This window comes from Polynucleobacter sp. UK-FUSCHL-C3 (assembly GCF_040409815.1).
GTDB lineage: Bacteria > Pseudomonadota > Gammaproteobacteria > Burkholderiales > Burkholderiaceae > Polynucleobacter.
The window spans coordinates 1,681,839-1,704,329 of record NZ_CP099959.1 but is presented as its reverse complement, the minus strand read 5'-3'; the positions used below and the strand labels follow the sequence as shown (position 1 = coordinate 1,704,329).

The 22,491-nt window shown below is 45.5% G+C and carries 27 protein-coding genes and 1 tRNA gene; 16 read left to right on the top strand and 12 right to left on the bottom strand.

Features of this window, described 5'->3' with window-relative positions:
- The first annotated feature begins 18 nt into the window (after positions 1–18).
- The 3 genes from NKE59_RS08640 to NKE59_RS08630 are packed head-to-tail and all read left to right on the top strand — an operon-like array spanning position 19 to position 2,709.
- A complete protein-coding gene (locus NKE59_RS08640; protein ID WP_353439944.1) occupies positions 19–1,221 on the top strand; it encodes an ammonium transporter in 1,203 nt (400 codons plus the stop codon).
- 23 nt (positions 1,222–1,244) lie between these two features.
- Entirely contained in the window at positions 1,245–1,769 is a 525-nt protein-coding gene (locus NKE59_RS08635) for a gamma carbonic anhydrase family protein (protein WP_353438574.1), read from the top strand.
- 7 nt (positions 1,770–1,776) lie between these two features.
- Entirely contained in the window at positions 1,777–2,709 is a 933-nt protein-coding gene (locus NKE59_RS08630) for an AEC family transporter (protein WP_353438573.1), read from the top strand.
- Here NKE59_RS08630 and maiA read toward each other — a convergent pair.
- Both maiA and NKE59_RS08620 read right to left on the bottom strand, forming a co-directional pair.
- Positions 2,706–3,374, bottom strand: coding sequence for a maleylacetoacetate isomerase (gene maiA, locus NKE59_RS08625; RefSeq protein WP_353438572.1), 669 nt, complete (start codon positions 3,372–3,374; stop codon positions 2,706–2,708). The genes NKE59_RS08630 and maiA overlap by 4 nt on opposite strands.
- The gene (locus tag NKE59_RS08620) at positions 3,374–4,972 is read right to left on the bottom strand and encodes a gamma-glutamyltransferase family protein (protein ID WP_353438571.1); all 1,599 of its coding nucleotides are present in this window, start codon (positions 4,970–4,972) and stop codon (positions 3,374–3,376) included. The genes maiA and NKE59_RS08620 overlap by 1 nt, the downstream gene beginning before the upstream one ends.
- A 215-nt stretch (positions 4,973–5,187) precedes the next feature.
- Between NKE59_RS08620 and dctP the strand changes: the two genes are divergently transcribed.
- From dctP to NKE59_RS08600, 4 genes are read left to right on the top strand one after another with little or no spacing between them, the layout of a single operon-like run.
- Complete coding sequence (dctP, locus tag NKE59_RS08615; protein WP_353438570.1) at positions 5,188–6,288, top strand: TRAP transporter substrate-binding protein DctP; 1,101 nt, start codon at positions 5,188–5,190, stop codon at positions 6,286–6,288.
- Between the two features lie 20 nt (positions 6,289–6,308).
- On the top strand, positions 6,309–6,833 hold the full coding sequence (locus NKE59_RS08610) for a TRAP transporter small permease subunit (RefSeq protein WP_353438569.1): 525 nt from the start codon (positions 6,309–6,311) through the stop codon (positions 6,831–6,833).
- A complete protein-coding gene (locus NKE59_RS08605) occupies positions 6,826–8,151 on the top strand; it encodes a TRAP transporter large permease subunit (RefSeq protein WP_353438568.1) in 1,326 nt (441 codons plus the stop codon). Before NKE59_RS08610 ends, NKE59_RS08605 begins: the two co-directional genes overlap by 8 nt.
- A complete protein-coding gene (locus NKE59_RS08600; RefSeq protein WP_353438567.1) occupies positions 8,141–9,400 on the top strand; it encodes a Coenzyme F420 hydrogenase/dehydrogenase, beta subunit C-terminal domain in 1,260 nt (419 codons plus the stop codon). Before NKE59_RS08605 ends, NKE59_RS08600 begins: the two co-directional genes overlap by 11 nt.
- A gap of 105 nt (positions 9,401–9,505) precedes the next feature.
- Here NKE59_RS08600 and NKE59_RS08595 read toward each other — a convergent pair whose 3' ends face one another.
- From NKE59_RS08595 to NKE59_RS08575, 5 genes are all read right to left on the bottom strand, one after another.
- Positions 9,506–9,652, bottom strand: coding sequence for a hypothetical protein (locus tag NKE59_RS08595; protein WP_353438566.1), 147 nt, complete (start codon positions 9,650–9,652; stop codon positions 9,506–9,508).
- Positions 9,653–9,716: 64 nt separating this feature from the next.
- Positions 9,717–9,793: transfer RNA gene (locus NKE59_RS08590), tRNA-Met, on the bottom strand.
- Positions 9,794–9,835: 42 nt separating this feature from the next.
- Positions 9,836–10,594: a molybdate ABC transporter substrate-binding protein gene (gene modA / locus NKE59_RS08585; protein WP_353438565.1), complete on the bottom strand. Its 759-nt coding sequence runs from the start codon at positions 10,592–10,594 to the stop codon at positions 9,836–9,838.
- 1 nt (position 10,595) lies between these two features.
- Positions 10,596–11,030, bottom strand: coding sequence for a hypothetical protein (locus NKE59_RS08580; protein ID WP_353438563.1), 435 nt, complete (start codon positions 11,028–11,030; stop codon positions 10,596–10,598).
- An 8-nt stretch (positions 11,031–11,038) separates the two neighbouring features.
- The gene (locus NKE59_RS08575) at positions 11,039–11,239 is read right to left on the bottom strand and encodes a hypothetical protein (RefSeq protein ID WP_353438562.1); all 201 of its coding nucleotides are present in this window, start codon (positions 11,237–11,239) and stop codon (positions 11,039–11,041) included.
- A 63-nt stretch (positions 11,240–11,302) separates the two neighbouring features.
- Between NKE59_RS08575 and NKE59_RS08570 the strand changes: the two genes are divergently transcribed.
- From NKE59_RS08570 to NKE59_RS08555, 4 genes are all read left to right on the top strand, one after another.
- Positions 11,303–12,391: an alkene reductase gene (locus NKE59_RS08570; RefSeq protein ID WP_353438561.1), complete on the top strand. Its 1,089-nt coding sequence runs from the start codon at positions 11,303–11,305 to the stop codon at positions 12,389–12,391.
- A 57-nt stretch (positions 12,392–12,448) separates the two neighbouring features.
- Complete coding sequence (locus NKE59_RS08565) at positions 12,449–13,225, top strand: ferredoxin--NADP reductase (RefSeq protein WP_353438560.1); 777 nt, start codon at positions 12,449–12,451, stop codon at positions 13,223–13,225.
- Positions 13,226–13,446: 221 nt separating this feature from the next.
- On the top strand, positions 13,447–13,875 hold the full coding sequence (locus NKE59_RS08560; protein WP_353438559.1) for a DUF2452 domain-containing protein: 429 nt from the start codon (positions 13,447–13,449) through the stop codon (positions 13,873–13,875).
- Between the two features lie 9 nt (positions 13,876–13,884).
- Positions 13,885–14,070 (top strand): hypothetical protein, encoded by a 186-nt coding sequence (locus NKE59_RS08555; RefSeq protein ID WP_353438557.1) that lies wholly within the window; start codon positions 13,885–13,887, stop codon positions 14,068–14,070.
- On the opposite strand, the gene NKE59_RS08550 is transcribed toward NKE59_RS08555, so the two are convergent.
- From NKE59_RS08550 to NKE59_RS08540, 3 genes are read right to left on the bottom strand one after another with little or no spacing between them, the layout of a single operon-like run.
- Entirely contained in the window at positions 14,067–14,330 is a 264-nt protein-coding gene (locus NKE59_RS08550; protein WP_353438556.1) for a hypothetical protein, read from the bottom strand. The genes NKE59_RS08555 and NKE59_RS08550 overlap by 4 nt on opposite strands.
- A 35-nt stretch (positions 14,331–14,365) precedes the next feature.
- The gene (locus NKE59_RS08545; protein WP_353438555.1) at positions 14,366–15,550 is read right to left on the bottom strand and encodes an FAD-dependent oxidoreductase; all 1,185 of its coding nucleotides are present in this window, start codon (positions 15,548–15,550) and stop codon (positions 14,366–14,368) included.
- Between the two features lie 16 nt (positions 15,551–15,566).
- A complete protein-coding gene (locus NKE59_RS08540; protein WP_353439943.1) occupies positions 15,567–16,214 on the bottom strand; it encodes a VTT domain-containing protein in 648 nt (215 codons plus the stop codon).
- A 69-nt stretch (positions 16,215–16,283) separates the two neighbouring features.
- Between NKE59_RS08540 and NKE59_RS08535 the strand changes: the two genes are divergently transcribed.
- Positions 16,284–16,526: a hypothetical protein gene (locus NKE59_RS08535; protein WP_353438554.1), complete on the top strand. Its 243-nt coding sequence runs from the start codon at positions 16,284–16,286 to the stop codon at positions 16,524–16,526.
- Here the strand turns inward: NKE59_RS08535 and NKE59_RS08530 are convergent.
- Both NKE59_RS08530 and nhaD read right to left on the bottom strand, forming a co-directional pair.
- Entirely contained in the window at positions 16,523–17,218 is a 696-nt protein-coding gene (locus tag NKE59_RS08530) for a haloacid dehalogenase type II (RefSeq protein WP_353438552.1), read from the bottom strand. The two genes, NKE59_RS08535 and NKE59_RS08530, sit on opposite strands and share 4 nt — an antisense overlap.
- A 4-nt stretch (positions 17,219–17,222) precedes the next feature.
- A complete protein-coding gene (gene nhaD / locus NKE59_RS08525; protein ID WP_353438551.1) occupies positions 17,223–18,509 on the bottom strand; it encodes a sodium:proton antiporter NhaD in 1,287 nt (428 codons plus the stop codon).
- Positions 18,510–19,117: 608 nt separating this feature from the next.
- Here nhaD and NKE59_RS08520 point away from each other — a divergent pair.
- The 4 genes from NKE59_RS08520 to NKE59_RS08505 all read left to right on the top strand — a co-directional run bounded on the left by NKE59_RS08520 (position 19,118) and on the right by NKE59_RS08505 (position 22,447).
- Positions 19,118–19,414 carry a hypothetical protein gene (locus NKE59_RS08520; RefSeq protein ID WP_353438550.1) on the top strand — a complete coding sequence of 99 codons (297 nt, stop codon included), beginning with the start codon at positions 19,118–19,120 and terminating at the stop codon, positions 19,412–19,414.
- Entirely contained in the window at positions 19,405–19,977 is a 573-nt protein-coding gene (locus NKE59_RS08515; RefSeq protein WP_353438549.1) for a tetratricopeptide repeat protein, read from the top strand. The genes NKE59_RS08520 and NKE59_RS08515 overlap by 10 nt, the downstream gene beginning before the upstream one ends.
- A 62-nt stretch (positions 19,978–20,039) precedes the next feature.
- A complete protein-coding gene (locus NKE59_RS08510) occupies positions 20,040–20,303 on the top strand; it encodes a DUF4212 domain-containing protein (protein ID WP_353438548.1) in 264 nt (87 codons plus the stop codon).
- Between the two features lie 2 nt (positions 20,304–20,305).
- A complete protein-coding gene (locus NKE59_RS08505; protein ID WP_353438546.1) occupies positions 20,306–22,447 on the top strand; it encodes a sodium:solute symporter family protein in 2,142 nt (713 codons plus the stop codon).
- Positions 22,448–22,491: the final 44 nt, after the last annotated feature.

The following is a 22,491-nucleotide window of genomic DNA, read 5'->3' as shown; positions in this document are numbered from 1 at the left end:
TAAATAAAAGGGGTAATGATGGAAGCGGTTAAATCGGGGGCAGATGTCCTCTTTATTATGCTGGGCGCCATTATGGTGCTTGCAATGCACGCAGGCTTTGCTTTTCTAGAGCTTGGGACAGTTCGCAAGAAGAACCAGGTCAATGCACTCATTAAAATTTTGGTTGATTTTGCCGTCTCAACAATTGCATATTTCTTTATTGGATACAGCATTGCCTACGGCGTTCATTTCTTTTCAAGCGCAGAAGTTCTTGCACAAAAGAGTGGCTTTGAGCTGGTCAAGTTTTTCTTCCTGCTGACCTTTGCCGCGGCAATCCCCGCGATTATTTCAGGGGGGATCGCAGAGCGGGCTAAGTTCAACCCACAACTGATTGCCACATTTGTAATCGTTGGATTTGTATATCCCTTCTTTGAGGGTATTACTTGGAACCAGCATTACGGAATTCAGGCATGGATCAAAGAGCTAACGGGTGACGAGTTCCATGACTTTGCAGGTTCGATTGTTGTGCATGCAGTGGGTGGCTGGTTAGCTTTGCCCGCCATCCTTTTGTTGGGTGCGAGACGTGGTCGATATTCCAAGGAGGGGCAAATTGCAGCCCATCCACCATCAAGCATTCCTTTCTTGGCCTTAGGCGCATGGATACTGACCGTAGGTTGGTTTGGATTTAATGTGATGAGTGCTCAGACCATTGATAAGGTGAGTGGCTTGGTGGCACTTAACTCATTAATGGCTATGGTTGGTGGAACCTTGGCAGCCTGGTTAGTGGGCCGCAATGATCCTGGGTTTTCTTACAACGGGCCTTTAGCAGGATTGGTGGCAGTCTGTGCGGGCTCTGATCTTATGCATCCCTTGGGAGCCTTAGTGACGGGATTGGTTGCAGGCGCGTTGTTTGTCTACATGTTTACCCAAGTGCAAAATCGGTGGAAGATTGATGATGTTCTAGGAGTTTGGCCCTTGCATGGCCTCTGCGGATTATGGGGCGGTCTAGCAGCTGGTATCTTTGGCGCCACAGCCCTTGGCGGTCTTGGCGGTGTTAACCTTGCCGCCCAAACAATTGGTAGCCTATTGGGAGTAGTCATTGCTCTAGTGGGCGGCTTTGTGGTCTATGGAATCTTAAAAATGACCCTCGGTATTCGGATGTCACAAGAGGATGAGTACGAGGGTGCTGATCTGAGTTTGCACAAAATTTCTGCGACTCCAGACCGAGACTCCAGTTGGTAGCCTAGCCTCACTATAATTGGGGCATGGCTATATATGAATTAGATGGCATTTCCCCTGAATTAGGCGATGGAGCATGGGTGGCAGACTCGGCCGAGGTGATCGGTCGAGTGCATCTAGGCAAGAATGCTAATGTCTGGCCACAGGTGGTAATTCGTGGCGATAACGAGCCGATACGCATTGGTGCTGGTACCAATATTCAAGATGCAGCAGTTTTGCACTCCGATTTTGGCTCGCCATTAACCTTGGGCGAGAACGTATCGATAGGCCACCAAGCCATGGTGCACGGTTGCACGATTGGCGATGGTAGTTTGATTGGGATTAATGCCATTGTTCTTAATGGTGCCAAGATCGGTAAGAACTGCTTAGTGGGTGCTGGTGCTTTAGTCACCGAAGGTAAAGAGTTTCCGGATGGCTCTCTCATTATTGGTTCACCGGCTAAGGCAGTGAAGAGTCTAAGTCCAGAACAAATTGCTGAGATAGACAGAATCTCATCCCACTATGTTGAGAATGCAAAGCGCTATCGCAACGGTCTAAAGAAAATCGCATAGGCTTTAGTTGCTGCACGTTCTTAACGTTATCATCCCAATCTTCGCTTTAATACTAGCGGGATATATTGCTGGTAAGTCTGGCAAGTTAAGCGTTAATGCATCGACTGAAATTAATCGCTTTGTGGTTTGGTTGGCACTACCAGCGCAGATGTTTGATTTCACGGCCCACAGTAATTGGCAAGAGTTATGGCAACCTGGTTTCATCATCGCTTTTAGTGCCGGTGCACTAGCTGTTTATTTCGCACTCTTAATTTACTACCGCATTCAAACCAAAGATTGGACCGTAGCCAGCTTTCAGAGCTTGAGTGGTTCGTATGCAAACACAGGCTATATGGGCATCCCTTTATTGATGCTCGCTTTTGGTGAGAGTGGTTTGGGACCAGCTGTCATTGCTACTTTGATAGTGGTCTGCGCTTTATTTGCCGTAGCGATAATTTTTATTGAGTTAGGGGTACATGCCAAAAAACCCTTTAGCGAGATCATTCAAACGGTTGCTAAATCCTTGGCAACTAATCCATTATTAGTGGCCCCGTTTTGTGGAGCCCTTTGGGCAACCACCAGCTTAGAGTTGTATGCACCATTGCGTCAGTTTGTGAGTTTCTTGGGTGCAGCGGCTAGTCCATGTGCTTTGGTCTCAATTGGACTTTTCCTTGTTCAAAAAACGAGCGCTCCAACTACGACAACGTGGAGTTTGGTCTTCGTTAAATTAATCCTCCAACCGTTTGTGGTGTGGGTGGTAGCTGATCCAATATTGGGCTTACCGACCTTTTGGGTATACGCCGCAGTTTTAGTGAGCGCCCTACCAACAGGGACAGGCCCCTTTATGTTGGCGCAATACTATCGCGCGGATGGCTCACTCATTTCTAGAGTGGTATTGATTACCACCTTGGGATCTGTCATTACCTTATCCGCTTTAGTGTGGTGGATGACCCCTCACTAGATCTGGGGGTTAGATCCTTCGGCATCCAATTGTTTCTCCCAAGACGCATTGATAAATGCAGGCAGGGTCATGCATTGGGTGACGATGCGATGAACTGTTGGATAGACACTAAAATCGATCTTGGCGTCATAAGCATTAAAGACCTGCGGAACTAAAAAGACATCTGCCATGCTTGGCGTGTCACCATAACAAAATTGACCAACACGAGCATCCTTCGCAAGACGTTTTTCTAGACTTGCTAGACCTTTTTTAACCCAATGGTTATACCAAATGGTTTTGTTCTCATCGCTCACTCCTAAGGTACCTATGAGGTAGCGTAGTACTCGTAAATTATTAATGGGGTGAATATCGGCTGCGATATCTTGTGTTAGTCCCCGAACCCATGCTCGATCCTCTAAATTTTTGGGGAGCAGTGGTGGGTTAGGGTATTTCTCTTCTAGATACTCAATGATGGCTGCTGATTGATGTAAGGGAACACCATTCTCGATATAAAGGGGCACTAGGCCATTCGGGTTAAGAGCTTGATAGGGCTCCTTGAGTTGTTCCCCGCCACCCTTACGTAAATGCACGGGGATGATGTCGTAATCGATCCCTTTAAGGTTCAAGGCAATACGAACCCGAAAAGCAGCGGAGCTGCGCCAGAAGCTATAGAGAATTGGTTTCATCAGAAGGACGCTACCGCACCATCGCTGCGCGGATCCCAGCCGCCGCGCAAGATTCCAGATGGCTCCCGAATAATGCAACCCGCATGACCCACCGATTCATCAAAGTCAGCGAGCATCTCTACATCATGACCCATTTCTTTGAGTTGCTTCACTAGAGAGGGATCAAAGCGTGATTCGAGCTTCAGACTATCGCTGGTTTGCCCCCAAGTACGACCAAGCAACCAACGGGGCCGACTAATCGCATCTTGTGGGTCTAGCCCATAGACCGCTGTACGAGTGAATACCGCACACTGCGTTTGTGGTTGTCCGTCACCGCCCATGGTGCCATATACCATCGAGCGACCATCTTTAAATAATGCCAGTGCAGGATTAAGTGTATGAAATGGTTTGCGATAGGGCTCTAGGGCGTTGAGTGCATTGGCATCTAAAGAGAAACTGCAACCGCGGTTTTGCCAATTAATCCCTGTTTTAGGTAAAACAATACCAGCTCCAAACTCGTGATAAATACTTTGAATGAATGAGACGCAGCGGCCCTCACTATCAATGACCCCCATCCAAATCGTATCGGCAGGCCCACGCCCAGCACCCCAGGGCAATGCTTTCTGACTGCTTACCTTATCAGCAAGAGTCTTTAAGAAGGCGGGAGATAAAAATTCTTGGCCATGCTGTTGCATATAAGCAGGATCCGTAACAAATTGATCACGAACCTTGAATGCTTGCTTGGTTGCCTCGACACAGTGATGAACATACTCTGGGCTATCTACCGCGTATTGCCTTAAATTGAGTTGATCGAGGATGCCCAAAATCATTAAAGAGACCACGCCTTGCGTTGGCGGGGTCATGTTGTATACGTTAGCAACACTATGAGCAAGATGCAAAGGATTAATCAGTTTTGCCTGGTGACGATTTAGGTCATCAAGCCGTAATGGACTACCAATTTGTTTGAGTTCTTTGGCGATCTGTTCAGCGAGCTCACCGCGATAGTAATCATCCGTTCCCTTTTTGGCGATCTGGCGCAGGGTTGCCGCTAAGCGTTTTTGTAGAAAGACGCTACCGGTGGCGGGGGCCTTACCATTTACCAAGAAGGTGTCTGCAAAACCAGGTTGCGGAGTTAACTCAGCGCGCTTCTTTTCTGTTAAGGCAGACTGGCTATGGGTAACAGGTACACCACGCTCTGCATAATGGATTGCATCTTCTAGTAAGCGCGAGAGCGGCAGTCTGCCACCTAAACTCTTTTTAGAGAGAGCGAATGCAGCGCCCCATCCAGAGATAGTGCCTGCAACCGTGTTCGCAGCAATCGGCCCCCGAAACGGAATGGAGCCGGTAATGCCTTGAGATTGATACCAAGAGCGCGTTGCTAAACCAGCAGCAGCCCCACAGGCATCAATGCCCCCCATGGCTTTGCCAGGAGCATGAATCACCCAAAACGAGTCACCTCCAATCGAGTTCATATGGGGGTAGACCACTGCAATGGTAGCTGCAGCGGCGATCATCGCCTCTAGGCTATTGCCCCCCTCCCGCAAAACAGCGAGTGCAGATTGAGAAGCGAGTGAGTGGGGCGCAACAGCCATCCCCTGAATACCCCATTTTGGTTGCATAGCAATATTTTCCTTTGTACTAGAATGAAGAAAGTATTCCCTAAATTAAAGAATATTTGCACTAATAAGGGGAATATACCAACGAGACATCGATGTTTTCCCTGTAAATTGAGTAGCAATTGATAAATCGGTTCTTAAAGACTTCAGTGGGGTCGAATGCGTCAATTCATCACCATAAATTGTTTAGATGGGTTTTATAACTTTGGAGGATACAAATGAGTTCAAGTCGGCGTAAATTTTTAAGTACTAGTTTAGGTGCAGGTGTTGCGGGTGCCGCTCTTGCTGCACCAGCGATTGTAAAGGCACAAACAGCCCAAACCTTTAGCTGGAAAATGACCAGTGCCTATCCAAAGGGTGCGCCCTTTTACATGGACGGCCCAGGTAGCGCAACCGATCTAGCCAAGCGCATTCTGGAAATGTCGGGCGGACGTTTAAAGATTCAGGTCTTTGGAGCTGGTGAGTTAATACCTGCATTTGAGGGATTTGATGCAGTCCGCGCCGGTACTGTAGAAATGAACCATGCCAATAGCTATTTCTGGACTGGTAAAACATTTGCTGCCCAGTACTTTACGGCCGTACCCTTTGGTTTGAACTTCCAAGGAATGAACGGTTGGTTTTATGACGGCGGCGGTATTGATCTATGGAATGAGGTGTATGCCCCCTTTGGCATGGTTGCAATGCCATGCGGTAATACTGGAGTGCAGATGACCGGTTGGTTTAAGAAAAAAATTAACACGGTCGCCGATCTCAAAGGCTTAAAAATGCGTATCCCTGGTTTGGCCGGTAAGGTCTATGCCAGCTTAGGCGTGGATGTAAAGGTTCTACCAGGCGGAGAAATTTTCCCAGCGCTTGAGCGTGGCGTGATTGATGCCGCTGAGTTTGTGGGCCCATTCCAAGACCGTCGTCTCGGTTTACAAAAGGCCGCTAAGTTTTACTACACCACTGGCTGGCATGAGCCTGCAACAACCTCTGAATTGTTGATTAACAAAGCAGCATGGATGAAGCTACCTAAAGATTTGCAAGAGATCGTTCAAAATGCATCGGCCGCTTGTAATGTGATTGGTGAGGCATGGTGTCAGAAAAACAATGCCGATGCGATGGAAGATTTGGTTAAGAAGCAAGGTGTACAGGCTTTGCCATTACCAGATGCAGTAGTTAAAGCGCTTCGGGCCGAGACCACAAAGATCCTAGATGAGGCTGTTGCTAAGGATCCGATGACGAAGAAAGTTCATGATTCGTATTTCGCATATAAAAAGAAATATGATGCATGGGCTGCTTATAGTGAAGCAACTTATCACAATAAGGTTCGTGGTTAATCGATACGTAAAGGTTTTAAATGCAGAAAGCACCATTAGTAATTGCTGAGCGCATTGAAAGCGTTATTGACCTGTTTGGCAAGGTGGCCTCTTGGCTCACCTTGTCAATCGTTCTTTTAATCGTTATCAATGTCATCTTGCGCTACTCCATGAGTCTAGGTTCAGTTTGGGCCCAAGAACTCGAGTGGCATCTATTAGCCGCCATGATTTTATTTGGGATCAGCTTTTCCTTATTGCGTGGCGATAATGTGCGAGTTGATTTGTTTTATGCAAATTACACTCCCCAGAAAAAATACATCGTTGATTTAGTCTCAGCGATTTTGACCATCATCATTGCGGTCTTTTTTGTAAAGCTCTCTATTAATTATGTTGGGCAATCCTTCTCCATTGGGGAGAAGTCACCGGATCCAGGCGGCATTCCAATGCGTTGGCTGGTGAAGTCCCTAATACCGATTGGCTTCTCGCTGTTAGCCTTGCAAGGTTTTGCAGAGATGTTACGGGTCATCATGAACCGCCCCGATGCAGGGGGTAAAGACCATGTTTAATCCAGAAATTATTGCCTTTTTGATGTTGGGTGGCTTTTTTGCCATGCTCATGATTGGTGTGCCTGTTGCTATCTCCTTAGCAACCGTCGGCTTCGTGTTTGGTTTTATTGGCTTTGGTGACAATCTATTTAATTTATTACCCGCCCGAATATTCGGCGTTGCCGCAGGCTATCAGTGGCTAGCCATCCCGCTCTTCATCTTTATGGGGATCATGCTTGAAAAATCTGGTCTAGCGGATGATCTCTTAGATGTGATTGGACACTTATCAGGTGGCGTTAAAGGTGGTATGGCCGTTGGCATTATCTTGTTTGGCGCTCTGATGGGGGCCACAACCGGTATTGTTGGTGCCACCATCATTACATTGGGCTTGCTCACCTTGCCAACTCTTTTAAGAAGGGGATACGACAAGGGGATTGCCTGCGGCACGATCATGGCATCGGGCACCTTAGGTCAAATCATTCCACCAAGCCTTATTCTGATTTTGCTCTCCGATATCTTGCAACTATCTGTCGGTACTTTATTTGCTGCCGCAGTGATGCCTGGTTTGCTGCTCACGCTTGTCTACATCATCTACTTACTCATTCAAGGATGGTTAAAGCCTGAGATGATGCCGCCAATACCGCTTGAGGAGCGTAGCAAGGTCTCTGGTAAAGAGTTGTGGAAGCGTTTCTGGAAAGTGGTTGTCCCGCCCATTATGTTAGTCGTCGCAGTTCTTGGTTCGATTGTCGGTGGAGTTGCTGCGCCTACCGAGGCGGCCGCCATGGGATCGTTTGGATCGATCTTAGTGACCGTATTTTCTGGGCGCTTTACCTGGACAAGATTAAAAGCTGTCTTGATAGATACCACCAAGATCAGTGCTTTGATGATGTTCATTTTGATTTGTGCCCAAGTGTTTTCCTTGGCGTTTAGAGGCCTAAATGGCGAAGAGTTGATTGCTAAGCTCTTCAATGTAATTCCAGGCGGGCTCAATAGTGATATCTGGCTCATGCTTTTATTAATCTTTGTTCTAGGTTTCTTCTTAGAGTGGATTGAGATTAGCTATATTGCCGTACCACTCTTTATGCCGATACTCTTGTCACAAGGTGCCGATCCTGTTTGGGTAGCGATGATGATCACGGTTTGCTTGCAGTCTTCATTCCTAACGCCACCTTTTGGTTGGGCGCTTTTCTATCTGAAGGGGGTTGCCCCGCCCGAGGTTCTCATTAAGCATCTCTATAAGGGCGCAATTCCATTCATTGCGATGCAGGGCGTAACGCTATACTTAGTGTTCCAGTTCCCGCAAATCTCTCTGTGGCTGCCTAAATTAATTGGATGGTAATAAAGTAGCATCAATCTATTCGCTTGCGTACTCGGGCCCTGCGCCCGAGCGTGAGCTCTGCACAGACTGCGGTATCTCCCGCTCGTCTGATCCTAAGCGCTGTGGCCGTGCTTGCCAGTTTATTGACCCTCAATACGAGACACTCGAGAGTGAGATACATAGGCAATCACGTTTACTTGAAAACAGCGATCAACTGTTCTTCGGCGTCTACCGCAAGATGTACCGAGCTAGTCTGCGATTGCCTAAAGAGGGTGCACAGTGGACTGGTATTACCACTACGATTGCAGAAAGACTTCTCCAAAATCATTTAGTCGATGCCGTCTTAACCATGGCGCCCGATCCAACGGATTCATGGCGGCCTATGCCCGTGTTAATCACAGATCCCAAAGACATGGAGCAGGCACGTGGCATGCGCATGGGCTACGCACCTCTTCTGGCATTACTTGATGTTGCTAAAGAGAAGGGCTATAAGCGACTCGGGGTGGTTGGTATTCCATGCCAAGTTTATGCGCTTCGGGCTTTAGAGAAAGAGTTGAAATTAGAGAAACTTTATGTGATTGGTACGCCATGCTCGGATAACACGACGACCGAGAACTTCCATGAGTTCCTTAACCTAATCGATACCAAGCCTGATGAGATTACGTATTTAGAGTTTAGGGCTGACTATCACGTCGAGATCCGATATAAGAATGGCGAGAAGAGAGCGATCCCATTTTTGATGTTGCCTCTGTCTAAACTCAGACCGGATTTTTTCCCTCTCACTTGTAGAACCTGTGTCGATTACACCAATGCGCTTTCTGATATCACTGTTGGTTATATGGGAGGAACAGGTGAGCAGTGGTTAATCGTGCGCAATCAACAGGGTGAGGATCTACTAGCTCTTTTAGGTGATGAAGTAAAACTAAGTAATCCAGAGAGTGGTGGCAATCGTGTCGGACCCGTCAAAGGATTTATGAAGAACGTTGAGTTGGCTGCTGGCGGTTTGCCTCTTCGACAAATGCCCAATTGGTTAAGACCGATTGTGGGATGGTTAATGCCTAAGGTTGGACCAAAAGGATTAGAGTTTGCAAGAGCACGTGTTGAAATGAAGGCGATTGAAACGGTTCTTCACCTCAGACGAGAGCTACCCAAGAAAATAAAGAATATGGTTCCAGGACATGTCTGGAAAATAGCAAAGCCTTATAACTTAACTCCTAATGAGGGAGAGCTCAAAGATCCCGCTAAAGAGAGATCACAAATAGGGCAATGATTAGAACGTTGAGGATCCCGAAAATAATAAACACGGGTTTGTAAATGTATTTACGTTTAACTACCTCATCACGCTCTTTTTGAGTCTTTGGTTCCATACAAAATATTAACTCTTTTGTTTTGTCGAGAATGCGCCCAGCAATATTAAGACAGCGATCACAATACCAATTAAATCACGATCACGGATGTACATATAAAAACCCATCGCGAGGGCAATAAATCCAAAGATCATCCACCATTTACGTGTAATCATTGCAGTACCTTAACAACAATTGACTCAAAAACAAAGCCCCCAGACAAAGCTGAGGGCAGAAATTTGGTGGCGAATCAGGGATTTGAACCCCGGACCTGCGGATTATGATTCCGTCGCTCTAACCAGCTGAGCTAATTCGCCGAACTGATAATTGTAGCAAATTGTAGATATTTGAGTGATTGCTCAAGGTAATGCATACCCATGCCGCTTCAGAATTTCTTTGGCGATGGGTGATTGGATAAACTCAAACAGCTTAACGGCATCCTTCGTAGGATTTTTAATCAGAACCATTCTTTGCTTGATGGGCTGATATAAGTTTGGATTGAGGGTAATGAATTTGATCTCTTTTTGGATCGCAGGCGAGTTGGCAATCGAGAGTGCAGTAAAACCAATATCGGCAGACCCAGTACTCACAAACATAGCCGCCATCGCAATATTGTCGGCATACACAATCTTGTCTTTAGCGAGATCCCATAGATGGCTTGCTTTGAGGTATTCCACACTTGCTTTACCGTAGGGTGCCAACTCAGGCTTAGCTAAGGCAATTTTGTTGGCTCTTTTGATGAGGCCCGCCAAATCATCTTTGGATTCGTTGGGCGATATGCCTTTTGCTTGATTGGTAATGAGTGCCAACTTCCCAATTGCATAAATCTTCCCCTCATCAACGGTTTTTCCCTTCTTGAAGAGCTCTAATGGATATTGTTCATCGGCAGAGATAAATAGGTGAAAGGGTGCCCCATGAATAATTTGGGAGGCAAAATTGCCCGAAGAACCATAAATGACTTTTAGGTCTGCCTTATGCTCTTTCTGAAATTGGTTATTGATCTCCGTAAAGGCGTCTTTCATATTAGCTGCCACCACCACAAAGGTCGATTGCGCGAAGCAATGATTTGTGATCACTAGCAGGGCTCCGCATAAGAGAGACTGTAAATAACAGCGCATATTAGCCTTGACGAATTTTAAATAAAAGTAATAGATCAGTTTGAATGCTTTGAATCTCGGTTAGTAGCGTAGCCCGTTTATTAGTTTGGGGGTCACTACTATTTTGATTGCGTTGACATTGATACATTTTTAGAAACATGTCCTCAGTGAGCCCAAATTGCTCCCAATCAAACATGAGATTGATTTGTTCCTCCTTCATTGCGTCTCGTGTTGGATCCGTGATACCCAGCTTATTTTTTTCTAGAAGCGTATCGGAGTTTGTAAAAAGCGATTCTTTTAACTGCTCAAAACGCTCTTTAACATTTTGGTACTTATGTTTTTCTTCATCACTAATATCCAAAAAGAGGGCAGCTGTAAATGATCGAATCTGATCAAGCTTTGCTTGCAGCACTGCAAGATCGGCATCGCTCTCAAAATCAGCATCCTGCAAGAACATCGTATTCCTTATTCATTGACCCGAATAAAACGCCCATCTTCCATTTCTGTCTTTGGGCGGATCCAATAGCTGCCATTGATTAGTGCTTCATACACATAGGCATCCTCTAGATTTGCCTCAATCTTAGCAAGACAAATAATCCGGTAAAAACCACCAGTTTTGAGGTGTTGTAGTTGATCGCCAACCTGAAATTTGGGTGAAGTGCTCATCAGAAACTTGTATGGATAGTCTATAAAATCTCCACTTTACATTGATCTTTATAAAGGCTGGAAATGAACTTGCTGACCCCCATTACCTTAGGCGCAGTTTCTCTTGAGAATCGAGTTTTGATGGCGCCACTGACGCGCATGCGGGCAGATAATGAGGGGGTGCCTAGCCCCTTGGCAATTGAGTACTATGCACAACGTGCCTCAGCCGGTCTAATTATCAGTGAGGCAACGCAAATCTCCGAGTTAGGCAAGGGCTACCCCGCAACCCCAGGAATATATAGCGAGCCTCAAGTGGAGGCGTGGCGCAAAATTACGGATGCTGTTCATGCACAAGGCGGCAAGATCTTTTTGCAGTTATGGCATGTGGGGCGCATATCGCACTCATCCTTACATCCCAATGATGGTCTACCCGTTGCACCCTCGGCGATTAAGCCTGCTGGTAAGGTCTATACCGCATCTTGGGCCTTAGCGGAATACGAAACACCGCACTCATTAAGTTTGGATGAGATTAAGCAATTACGTTCAGAGTATGTGCATGCAGCAAAACAGGCTCAGCTCGCAGGCTTTGATGGTGTTGAATTACATGCTGCTAATGGCTATCTATTGGATCAATTCTTACAAGATGGCACTAATCAGCGCACAGACCAATACGGTAGCTCGATTGAGAATCGCTGCAAATTAGTCCTAGAGATACTGCAAGACATTATTCCTATTTGGGGCAGTGGTCGGGTGGGAATTCGTCTATCACCCTATGGAAGTTTTAATGATATTGCCGACTCCGATCCTCAAAAACTGTTCTCGTATTTGATTAATGTTTTAAATACTTTCAATCTTTCTTATTTACATTTGATTGAGCCGCGCGCAACAACAGCTGGGGGTAGTGATCAATTGCTTGCTGATGCTCCACGAACTGGCCAGTTATTCCGTCCATTATTTGCTGGCAAGGTGGTGTTGGCGGGTGGCTTTGATCAAGCGGGTGCAGAAAAGGCAATTGCCGATGGGGAGGCTGATGCCATCGCATTTGGAAGACTCTTTATTTCTAATCCAGATTTGCCAAGACGTTTTGAGTTAAATGCTGAGCTTAATCCATATAACCGCGCAACATTCTATGGCGGTAATGAGAAAGGCTACACCGATTATCCGACCCTTTAAGCGCATTCATTACAATGAAGAAGATCATCGAAAAACATACAAAGATCAAAATAGACTATGGCCACCTATCAAACTGAGCGCGTTCTCACCGTTAAGCATTGGAACGACAGCCTTTTTAGTTTCACAACGACCCGTAATCAAAGTTTGCGTTTTCGGAACGGCCATTTCTTGATGATTGGTTTAGAGGTCGATGGCAGACCTTTGGCTCGTGCCTATAGTGTGGTTAGCCCCAATTACGCCGAGCACCTCGAGTTCTTTAGTATCAAAGTACCCAATGGTCCCCTAACATCGCGTTTGCAACATATTCAGGTAGGCGACTCTATCTTGGTGAGCGAGAAGTCTGTCGGTACCTTAGTGATTGATGACCTGAACCCTGGTAAGCACTTGTATCTATTTAGTACTGGAACAGGATTGGCACCATTCTTAAGCATCATTCGTGATCCAGATACCTATGAGCGCTTTGAGAAGATTGTCTTAATTCATGGGGTACGTGTGGTTAATGAACTTGCGTATCAAGAGTATTTAACGAAAGAGTTACCCAATGATGAGTTCTTGGGTGAGCTTGTGCGAGAGAAGTTAATTTATTACCCCACGGTAACGCGTGAAGCTTATGCTCATACTGGCAGACTGACTACTGCGATTGAGTCAGGCAAATTATTTGCGGATATTGGTTTACCCCCACTCGACCCCAAAGTAGATCGCGCCATGATTTGTGGCAGCCCGGCGATGTTAAAAGAAACCAGCCAACTCTTAGATCAGTGTGGCTTTAAGGTCTCTCCCTCGTCAGGCGAGCTGGGTGATTATGTCTTTGAACGAGCCTTTGTCGAGAAGTAGCCAAAAAAGAAGCCCCTTGCGGGGCTTGAAATTCAAAGGAAATAAATCAGTCTCTATTACAGATTAGGGCTACCGATCTGGCTATACAGACTAATCAGTAATTAAAAACCCTTAGGCTATCGTTCTTCATCGCCTGGCTGTAGAGCCTTTTATTAGCTTTGTCCTGTGATTTCAGGCATTAGGCACTAGAATTTACCCTAGTCAGCCCCAATAGAAAAAGTATGCGAATCGAAGATAAAGACCCTGATAGACATAATGCTATCGAGTACCCGATGGAGGTCGGTGCTCCTAAATTTGCACCAGTGCCCATTAAGGAAGAAAAAGATAAGGCAATTAACATTGCCCGGCAGCATGCGAATCAAGAGTACGACCGCATTATGGAGCAGGCCGCAGTCTTAATGCGTCAGGCTAAGGCACTGCAAGAACGATTAGATGCAACCGAGATGGTGCATGCCGCCAAATTTACCTTTAACCCGGTCTACGGAAAAAAATATTACCTCTATCAAGACCAGGCAATTAGTGGATATCGCTTAGTGCAGAACTCACCGCGCGAATGGAGCTGCGGTATTCCAGACGGGTGGTCCTTTTGCCAAGCAGTACGCAAGATGGGCGATAGTACGTGGGAAATCGTTGAGGAAGATTTGCAATAAGGATGCCATATGAAAAGACCCGATAGCCGTTGTTGTGGATCAGGTGTTTGCATCATCAATGATGCTGGCGAATGTTGGTGTGGCCAAAAATGGGATGGTGAAAAAATGTCCCACGTTCCTTTAGACCTCAATCAACCGCAAGATGAGGCAATCCAACAAGCAAGTACAGAAAAGCCCAAATCAGATAAAACTTAGTCTTGCCCTCGTTTTTTACGAAGATGCGCAATGGTTCTAAAGTGAAGGTAGGCTAGAACGATTGCCAAAATAGCGACAGAGTATTTGAGAGGGATGCGTAAGAGCATTTCAAGGATGAGGGCTAAGAAAAATGCCCAAGCCATCACGCTCAAGTAGGAGACAGCCGCCAAAAACTCTTTGAGCTTACTACCATCCAAAAAGCGCGAGTAAACAATCGCAATAGGTATTAAAGCCACCATCAGATATAAGATCATGCGCATTGATTGGTCTCCAGTACGTTGCTAATTACTTGAGCTTACTCGCCCAAAATATTGGGCAAGAGCTTAGTGAGGGTAGCGCGCTGCGCTGTTGCGGATCCCGCTAAAGCAAAACCAAGTAATTGGGCTTGGGGGCTATAGAACAATCCCTCAATGCCATTCTCTTCTTGTTTAATCGTCCATGAGCCCTCGCTACCAGATGCAGGCGGAGATACCACTAGAGGTAAAGCTGGAGTCTTAATCATCACCGGCATGGCAGGGTAGATTAGGGCGCTATCGTGCCCTGCCAGAATACTTGCTAGTGTACGAGCAGCCTGCATGATGGGCATTACGTAAGGCAAGACATGGCCTTCAACTTCGGCACAATCGCCAAGACTATATATTCCCTGGATGCTTGTTTCCAGTTGACGATTAACTACGATGCCACGTTCGGTCTTGATGCCAGCGCGTTTGGCTAATTCAGTTCTGGGGCGAAGACCAATTGCAGAGAGAACGCAATCTGCTTGCAAAACATTTCCATTGCTAAGGCCAACCTCAAACCCATCTCCTACTCTTGAAACAGTCTTTGCACTGGTGCCAAGATGCCAGAGTACCCCCAGAGCGGATAACTTTGCTTGAAGCTCATCAGCCATTGCTCTTGGTAGAAGGCGTCCTAAAACTTGATCGGCTAAATCAACGACCTCAACGTGATAGCCACCTAAACTGAGGTCGTTTGCAAACTCACAACCAATTAAGCCGGCTCCCAAGATCACAAGCTTCTTTTTCTGGCCAATGCGTTCTCTAAAGATAGCGTAATCCTGCAAATCATTGACGGTCATAACTTGATCAGCTCCATCGCCAGCCAGATCTATCTGAATTTGATCGGCCCCCAAGGCTAAGACTAATTTGGAATACTGCAAAACATGTTCTTTGCCATCAGCACTTTGGAAGCTAAGACTTTGATCGGACCCATCAATCTTCAAAACCTTGCTATGTGAATGGATCTGGATATTGAGTTGCTCCATCATTTTTGCTGCACTTGAAGAGATCAGTTGTTGAGCATCTTTCTTAGAAGCAAAAGCAGTGGATAGCATGGGCTTGGAATAAAAATCCCCACTCTCTTGAGTTATTACAGTAATGGCTTGCTCAGCATTCAGTTTGCGGTATTCCCGGATCAGGGTATAGGCAGCCAAGCCGCTACCAATGATGACAATCAGTTTGTTTTGGTGATGAGTAGTGTTCATACGATAGATGCGGGGCTTACTTGCGAAAGCGCGCGAGCAATTCTTTCATAAAGATCCATAAAGCGGGTAGGCCTGGAATGATGATCATCGCGAGAGCGACTAAGGAAAAATTACTCTTAACCCAAGGATGATCGCCAATCAGATAGCCTAAGGCGGTGAGACTGCAGACCCAAATAATTCCGCCAATGATGTTGTAAAAGACAAAGACTGGGTAGCGCATTTGAGCCACGCCAGCTACGAAGGGGGCAAAGGTTCTGATAAAGGGAAGAAAACGCCCAATCACAATCGTTATCGGACCATGTTTTTCGTAGAAGGCGTGGGCTTGGTCAAAAGCCTTCTTATTAAACCAACGTGAGTTTTCCCAAGAAAATACTTTATTACCAACATAGCGACCAACCGAGTAATTGACCGCATCCCCAAGAATCGCGGCACTGGTTAAGAGAAACATTAAGAGCGGAAGGTTTAGCTCACCCACGGCAGTGAGGGCTCCGGCAACAAAGAGCAAAGAGTCGCCTGGTAAAAAAGGCATGACCACCAAACCGGTCTCAACAAAAATAATGGCAAAGAGGAGAACGTAGATCCACGTACCCCATTCATTGGCAATGAGGGCTAGATTTTTATCAAGATGAAGAAATAAATCTATGAGGTAAGCAAAATCCACGATAAGCTTTCAGAGTGTTTGTGGAATTGTAATGACATTCACCCCAATAAGAAAAAGCTCTAGAATGCGGGGATGCAATACGTCTTCCTGCTCATCGATATCGCTTTAGCCCTCTGGCTAGCCATCAATGTCTACCTATTAATTCTGGCTTTCCGAGTTCGGCGAAAAGAAGCTAATCCAGAACCCCTCTCATCATTTTTGCTAGAGCGTTTTGGCATTTTGGGCAAAAGCTTTGTTAGCACAGTGGTCTATGTAGTTATAGCCATAGGAATTGCTTATCTACTCTATGAAATTGGGGCAATGATCTTTACTTAAGAAAGTAGTAATTGTCGAAGATCATTTAAATCATTGCCTTGATGTGTCGGGGCTAAGCCAATTTCTTCAAAGGGTAACTGATAGCGATTAACCCAGAAGGTATCAAAACCAAACCAATTGGCACCAATGATGTCCCAGGCATTGCACGAAACAAATAACACCTCATTCTTAGGAATGGGAAAGTGATTAAGAACCAATTGATAACTGGCCGGTGTAATTTTGAACTGGCGGGCCTCATCAACGGAGATCACTGCATCTAATTCATTCCCTAATTGGCTATGATCAATCGCCCATGAGAGCATTTGTAGATTGCCATTGGATAAGATGCAGGTTTTTAGACCACCAGCATGAATAGCCTGAAGTGCTTCCGCGGATTCTGGGAATGGACTTAACTTAGCATGCTGTCCCAGTAATTGAGTTTCGTACTCGTGCGTTAAGTTGAGCCCGAGCTGTTTACAGGAATAGTGCAAGGCAGCGATCGTGACATCCCAAAACGATTGATAGTGTTTGCTACCACTCGGATTTTGCGGATCACTTAAAGAAATAAGGCGCGTGTACTCTAATTGCTTATCACGCCATAAAACGGACAAGGCCTTGCCCTGACCCGGAAAAAGTTTCTCAGCCAATGCGCCAATGGAATACACATCAAAGAGCGTTCCATAGGCGTCAAAGGCAATGAGTTGGTATTTCACGAAACTAATGAAGCAAGTTGTATTGGATTATGTAAGCGATGGCACCCGCTAAATATCCAATCAACGCCAACCAACTAATTCGTTTCACGTACCAAAAAAAATCAATTTTTTCCAAACCCATTGCCGCTACGCCCGCTGCGGAACCAATAATCAAAATAGAACCTCCCGTACCGGCACAATATGCGATGAACTCCCACAAAAAACTATCGGTTGGATATTGTTCAAGGCTATACATGCCCATGGAAGCTGCTACCAATGGAACGTTATCAACAACTGCGCTTACCAGTCCAATCAAGATAACGATATAAGCCTGATTTCCGACAGTGCTATCAAGCCATTGAGCAATGGCACTCAAGATATGAGTATGCTCAAGGGTTGCCACTGCCAGAAGAATGCCAATAAAAAATATGATGGAACTCATATCAATTTTGGATAGCGCATGCACTAGAGTCAGCGTATGTTTTTTATCCTCTTCTTTTTCATGATGCATTAAGTCACCGATAAGCCAAATGATGCCAAGACCAAATAAAATGCCCATGAACGGCGGTAGACCAGTAATTGTTTTAAAGATTGGTACTGAGATTAGTGCGCCCAAGCCCAGATAGAACATCACATTCTTCTCAAAGGGGTTGGTGAAGTTCTGTTTAGTATTTTGTACACTATTATTCGGTGAAATAACTGCTTTACCTTTTAACATTATGGCAATAACGACTAGTGGTATTAATAAGCTAATAGCAGATGGAATAAAGACACCTTTGATGATCTCAAAAGCAGTAATTTGACCACCAATCCAGAGCATTGTTGTTGTTACGTCGCCAATCGGTGACCACGCGCCACCTGCATTTGCAGCGATGACAATAATGCCAGCAAAAAATAAACGATCATCTCGTTTATCTAATAATTTTTTCATTAAAGACACCATGACAATAGCAGTTGTGAGATTGTCAAGTATGGAGCTTAGAAAAAAAGTTACAAAGCCAACTAACCACATCAGGGTGGATAACTTTTTTGTTTTAATCTTTGAGGTTATTACCTCAAAGCCGTTATGAGCATCAATCACTTCAACGATTACCATGGCGCCCATTAAAAAGAAAACAATCGAGGCTGTACCGACAAGCGTTTCAGAGAGTTCTTTGCCTACATGAGCAGGATCATTTGATAGGGTTGCATAAATTGTCCACAGCAAGCCCGCTCCAATTAGTGCCGAGGCAGATTTGTTCACTTTCAGAGAATGTTCAAAGGCAATGGCTGCGTAGGCTAAGACAAAAACGATGACTAGTGCGGTTAACATAGATGTTCCAAAAATCGGCTGGTTAATAAGGGTATCGTTAACACTTTATACAACACTTTATCGGACAGCAAAATGGCTAAACTACTTTTGAAATACTTTATTACTATTCGATTAAGAGACAATTGGGAATTAGTAAACTAGGTCAATACCTTTTATGGCCCTTAACAACTTAACGTCCCCTTCAAATAGTCTAGTGCAAAATCTGCGTCAGTAATTAATGCGGGTTTTACCTTTCTCAAAAATGATGAGTGCGGATGTTAATTACTTTTCACGGTATTCCATAGAGGCCTACTTCGCCCCAGATGAGATCATCCTGCCGCCTGCAGATGGAATGCCTAAGAATTTGTCTAAGAATTTGTATTTGATTCGTCATGTGAATTACTCTTGGGTCTTTGGGGTGGTACTAAAAAAGAGGGCTAGTAACTTTCAGGAGCTAAAAAACTAAGAAAAACAGGTAGCCTGAATACCAAAGGGGTAAATATCTGCCAATGTTTAAGGGTAAACACTAATATTTAAGTAAAAACTAAGGGAAATCACTGATTTGGGTGTATTCGGTCCAGAATCATAATGCCTGTTGGCTTTTTTTCCAATTAGCAAAAGGCTTTCGAGTGCTTTTATTCTTAAATATTGCCCAGTTAATTCTCTATATAGGCGGCCTAGCTTTAATCGGTCAGGGCCTGTTGTTTGTTCTCTCTGGGCAAAAACGCGAGACCAATTTGTTTTATCAGCTATTCCAAATTGTAAATAAACCCTGGACTGCAACGGCCCGCTTTATTTCTCCAAAGCAAATTGCAGATCATCAAATTCCATTTGTGGCGTTTTGTATTGTGGCCGTCTTATATATTACGGTAACCCTTGCCAAGATAGAGCATTGTGTATCGATAGGGGTTGAGCTATGTCAGTAAAACGTGATCTTCGCTGGTATCTTTTTAAATACTGGGCCTCGTCCCTCATTGTGCTTGGGCTAAAGAAACGGGCAACAGAGGTGTTTGAAGAGATGTTGCAGGAGTATCCGAATGATCCCTATGTACTTTCTAGCTTGGCTTACTTAAAAACCCAAGAAGGGGACAAGGCCGGTGCAATTACGCTCTACAAAATTGTGGTGCAACGCTCCGATGCGCCAGCCTATTCTTGGTACAACCTTGGTTTTTTACAAGAAGAAATTGGTCAAGTTGAAGATGCTGAGTTTAGTTTTCGGAAGGCCTTAAACCTTGATGAAAAGATGGATTTAGCCTGGTACGGACTAGGGCTAACCCTAATTCAGCAGCGCCGTTTTGACGAAGCTATCAAGGCCTTGAAGAAAAATACCCAATTACAACCGATGAGTCCCTATGGCTGGTATCAATTAGCAAGGGTTTATGTGGATCGCCAAGAACCCGAAGAAGCAGTAAAAATCATCAGGCATTTAAAGGATTTTGAGCCCAAATTTGCAAAACAGTTGGAACGGGAGACCGGTCTGACTGTTTAGCACAATGAAGTAGAAGTTCGAAGTTTGCAGTCGTTTTTTTTATAACTTAAGGAGAAACTGTTATGCAATTAACAGAATCGCATAAACAATATTGGTCTAAGAATCTACGTATGACAGCTTTTTTGTTGTCAATCTGGTTTGTCGTGACCTTTGTTGTCGGTTTTTACGCGCGGGAATTAAATTTTAATTTCTTTGGCTGGCCGTTTAGTTTTTGGGTCGGTGCACAAGGGGCATTAGTAATTTACGTTCTCATCATCGCTTATTACGCTCATTACATGAATAATCTTGATAAAGAATATGACTGTGCCGAAGTGGAGGAAGATTAATCATGGCTGGAATGACACCTAATGACGGAAGCGTCTTTGGCGGCGGCGGTAGTAACGTAGCCTTTAAAAAACAACTAAATAAAATCTACAGTTGGTATACCGGCGGATTCATTTTGTTCGTAGTGGTCCTTGGGATCCTCGAGCAAATGGGCATGGGCCGTGCCATGATTGGTTACGTATTTTTGGGCGCAACCGTTCTGCTCTACGCCGGTATCGGCGTGATGAGTCGTACGAATGATGCCGCAGAATATTACGTGGCGGGTCGACGCGTTCCTGCACTCTATAACGGTATGGCAACGGGTGCTGACTGGATGTCTGCAGCCTCCTTTATCGGTATGGCAGGTACCTTGTACCTCACCGGTTACGGCGGTCTTGCCTTCATCATGGGTGGGACTGGTGGATATTGCTTAGTCGCATTATTCTTGGCTCCCTATCTGCGTAAGTTTGGTCAATTTACAGTGCCTGACTTTTTGGGTGCTCGTTATGACGGTAATCTCCCACGCTTTTTAGGAATCGTGGCGGCAATTTTGTGCTCATTCACATATGTGGTGGCACAGATTTACGGCGTTGGTTTAATTACCACCCGTCTAGCTGGCGTTCCTTTTGAGCTCGGTATCTTCTTGGGCCTTGGAGGTATTTTGGTTTGCTCGTTCTTAGGTGGTATGCGTGCGGTGACCTGGACACAGGTTGCTCAGTACATCATCTTGATCATTGCTTACCTGATCCCTGTGGTTTGGCTATCAGTGAAGCAAACTAGCTTCCCAGTTCCACAGCTGATTTATGGTCAGCAACTTGAAAAAGTGACTGCTAAAGAAGCAGAGCTGATCAAGGATCCTAAAGAGTTAGAAGTACGTGCAATCTTTAAGGCACGTGCAGATGCACTTACAGAGAAGTTAAAAGACGTTCCTGCTGCATTAGCTGCGGATAAAGCGGCTGCAGAGAAGAAAGTGGCTGATTTAAAAGCTGCTAACGCTCCTGCAGACGAAATCGCTGCTGCTGAAAAAGCGCTAGCTGCCGTTCCAAAAGATGCGGATGCTGCCAAGAAGGCCTGGACAGCACAAAGAACCGGTGCAACCAATCGCTCTAATCAACTTGCCAACATGCCTCGTCATGGGCAGCAATTTGCGGGAGACCCAGCGGGCGATGAAAAAGCACGGACAGCCTTTGATACATCACGCCGTAACTTCTTAGCTCTGATTTTCTGCTTGATGGTGGGTACAGCTGCCTTGCCACATATCTTGATGCGCTATTACACGACTCCGTCGGTAAAACAAGCGCGTGAGTCTGTGACTTGGTCCTTGTTCTTCATCTTCTTGCTGTACTTCACAGCGCCAGCACTTGCCGTTTTGGTGAAATACGAGGTCTTTACGGTCCTAGTAGGAACACCATTTGATAAGTTACCGGCCTGGATTTCAGCTTGGGCAAAAGTCGATGCTACCTTATTATCGGTGGCGGATATCAATAAAGACGGTATTTTGCAACTCGCTGAGATGACCATTGGTGGTGACATCATCGTGTTAGCAACCCCAGAAATTGGCGGCTTGCCATACGTGATCTCTGGCATGGTGGCAGCGGGCGGTATGGCTGCTGCTCTGTCAACTGCTGACGGCTTGCTCTTGACGATTGCAAATGCTTTGTCTCATGACCTGTACTACAAAATGATTGATCCAAATGCACCAGCATCACGTCGTGTTATGGTTTCAAAAATCTTGTTAGTGGTTGTAGCACTTGCTGCTGCCTATGTGGCTGCGCAAAAGCCTGCTGATATCTTGTTCCTCGTGGGCGCTGCGTTCTCATTTGCTGCGGCTGCATTCTTCCCCCCATTGGTATTGGGTATTTTCTGGAAGCGTGCAACGAAGGCGGGTGCTTGCGTCGGTATGATCCTAGGTCTTGGTATTACGGTGTACTACATGATCATGACTCAGCCATGGTTGCGCGGTGTATTTAATATCACCTCGCCGGTTGAGCTCTGGTATGGTATTCAGCCAATCTCGGCTGGTGTCTTTGGTGTGCCTCTCGGTGTTGCGGCCATCATCCTCGTGAGCTTGGTAACCCCAGCCCCACGTAAAGATATTCAGGATTTGGTTGATCGCGTTCGTTACCCAACATTACGTGGCGATACCTTGAATACGGAAGCAAACTAAGTTTTACTTGATTTAGTTTTCTAAATCACCTAGAACCCGCTCTT

What these genes read in the sequence shown, in the direction of transcription:
- NKE59_RS08555 (WP_353438557.1), top strand. Translation starts at nt 13,885, where the DNA reads ATGAAAAGACCCGATAGCCGTTGTTGTGGATCAGGTGTTTGCATCATC.
- NKE59_RS08515 (WP_353438549.1), top strand. Translation starts at nt 19,405, where the DNA reads ATGTCAGTAAAACGTGATCTTCGCTGGTATCTTTTTAAATACTGGGCC.
- NKE59_RS08575 (WP_353438562.1), bottom strand. Translation starts at nt 11,239, where the DNA reads ATGAGCACTTCACCCAAATTTCAGGTTGGCGATCAACTACAACACCTC.
- nhaD (WP_353438551.1), bottom strand. Translation starts at nt 18,509, where the DNA reads ATGTTAACCGCACTAGTCATCGTTTTTGTCTTAGCCTACGCAGCCATT.
- maiA (WP_353438572.1), bottom strand. Translation starts at nt 3,374, where the DNA reads ATGAAACCAATTCTCTATAGCTTCTGGCGCAGCTCCGCTGCTTTTCGG.
- NKE59_RS08595 (WP_353438566.1), bottom strand. Translation starts at nt 9,652, where the DNA reads ATGATTACACGTAAATGGTGGATGATCTTTGGATTTATTGCCCTCGCG.
- NKE59_RS08620 (WP_353438571.1), bottom strand. Translation starts at nt 4,972, where the DNA reads ATGCAACCAAAATGGGGTATTCAGGGGATGGCTGTTGCGCCCCACTCA.
- NKE59_RS08535 (WP_353438554.1), top strand. Translation starts at nt 16,284, where the DNA reads ATGCAATACGTCTTCCTGCTCATCGATATCGCTTTAGCCCTCTGGCTA.
- NKE59_RS08580 (WP_353438563.1), bottom strand. Translation starts at nt 11,030, where the DNA reads ATGTTCTTGCAGGATGCTGATTTTGAGAGCGATGCCGATCTTGCAGTG.
- NKE59_RS08505 (WP_353438546.1), top strand. Translation starts at nt 20,306, where the DNA reads ATGGCTGGAATGACACCTAATGACGGAAGCGTCTTTGGCGGCGGCGGT.
- NKE59_RS08605 (WP_353438568.1), top strand. Translation starts at nt 6,826, where the DNA reads ATGTTTAATCCAGAAATTATTGCCTTTTTGATGTTGGGTGGCTTTTTT.
- NKE59_RS08510 (WP_353438548.1), top strand. Translation starts at nt 20,040, where the DNA reads ATGCAATTAACAGAATCGCATAAACAATATTGGTCTAAGAATCTACGT.
- NKE59_RS08545 (WP_353438555.1), bottom strand. Translation starts at nt 15,550, where the DNA reads ATGAACACTACTCATCACCAAAACAAACTGATTGTCATCATTGGTAGC.
- NKE59_RS08560 (WP_353438559.1), top strand. Translation starts at nt 13,447, where the DNA reads ATGCGAATCGAAGATAAAGACCCTGATAGACATAATGCTATCGAGTAC.
- dctP (WP_353438570.1), top strand. Translation starts at nt 5,188, where the DNA reads ATGAGTTCAAGTCGGCGTAAATTTTTAAGTACTAGTTTAGGTGCAGGT.
- NKE59_RS08565 (WP_353438560.1), top strand. Translation starts at nt 12,449, where the DNA reads ATGGCCACCTATCAAACTGAGCGCGTTCTCACCGTTAAGCATTGGAAC.
- NKE59_RS08610 (WP_353438569.1), top strand. Translation starts at nt 6,309, where the DNA reads ATGCAGAAAGCACCATTAGTAATTGCTGAGCGCATTGAAAGCGTTATT.
- NKE59_RS08635 (WP_353438574.1), top strand. Translation starts at nt 1,245, where the DNA reads ATGGCTATATATGAATTAGATGGCATTTCCCCTGAATTAGGCGATGGA.
- modA (WP_353438565.1), bottom strand. Translation starts at nt 10,594, where the DNA reads ATGCGCTGTTATTTACAGTCTCTCTTATGCGGAGCCCTGCTAGTGATC.
- NKE59_RS08570 (WP_353438561.1), top strand. Translation starts at nt 11,303, where the DNA reads ATGAACTTGCTGACCCCCATTACCTTAGGCGCAGTTTCTCTTGAGAAT.
- NKE59_RS08640 (WP_353439944.1), top strand. Translation starts at nt 19, where the DNA reads ATGGAAGCGGTTAAATCGGGGGCAGATGTCCTCTTTATTATGCTGGGC.
- NKE59_RS08550 (WP_353438556.1), bottom strand. Translation starts at nt 14,330, where the DNA reads ATGCGCATGATCTTATATCTGATGGTGGCTTTAATACCTATTGCGATT.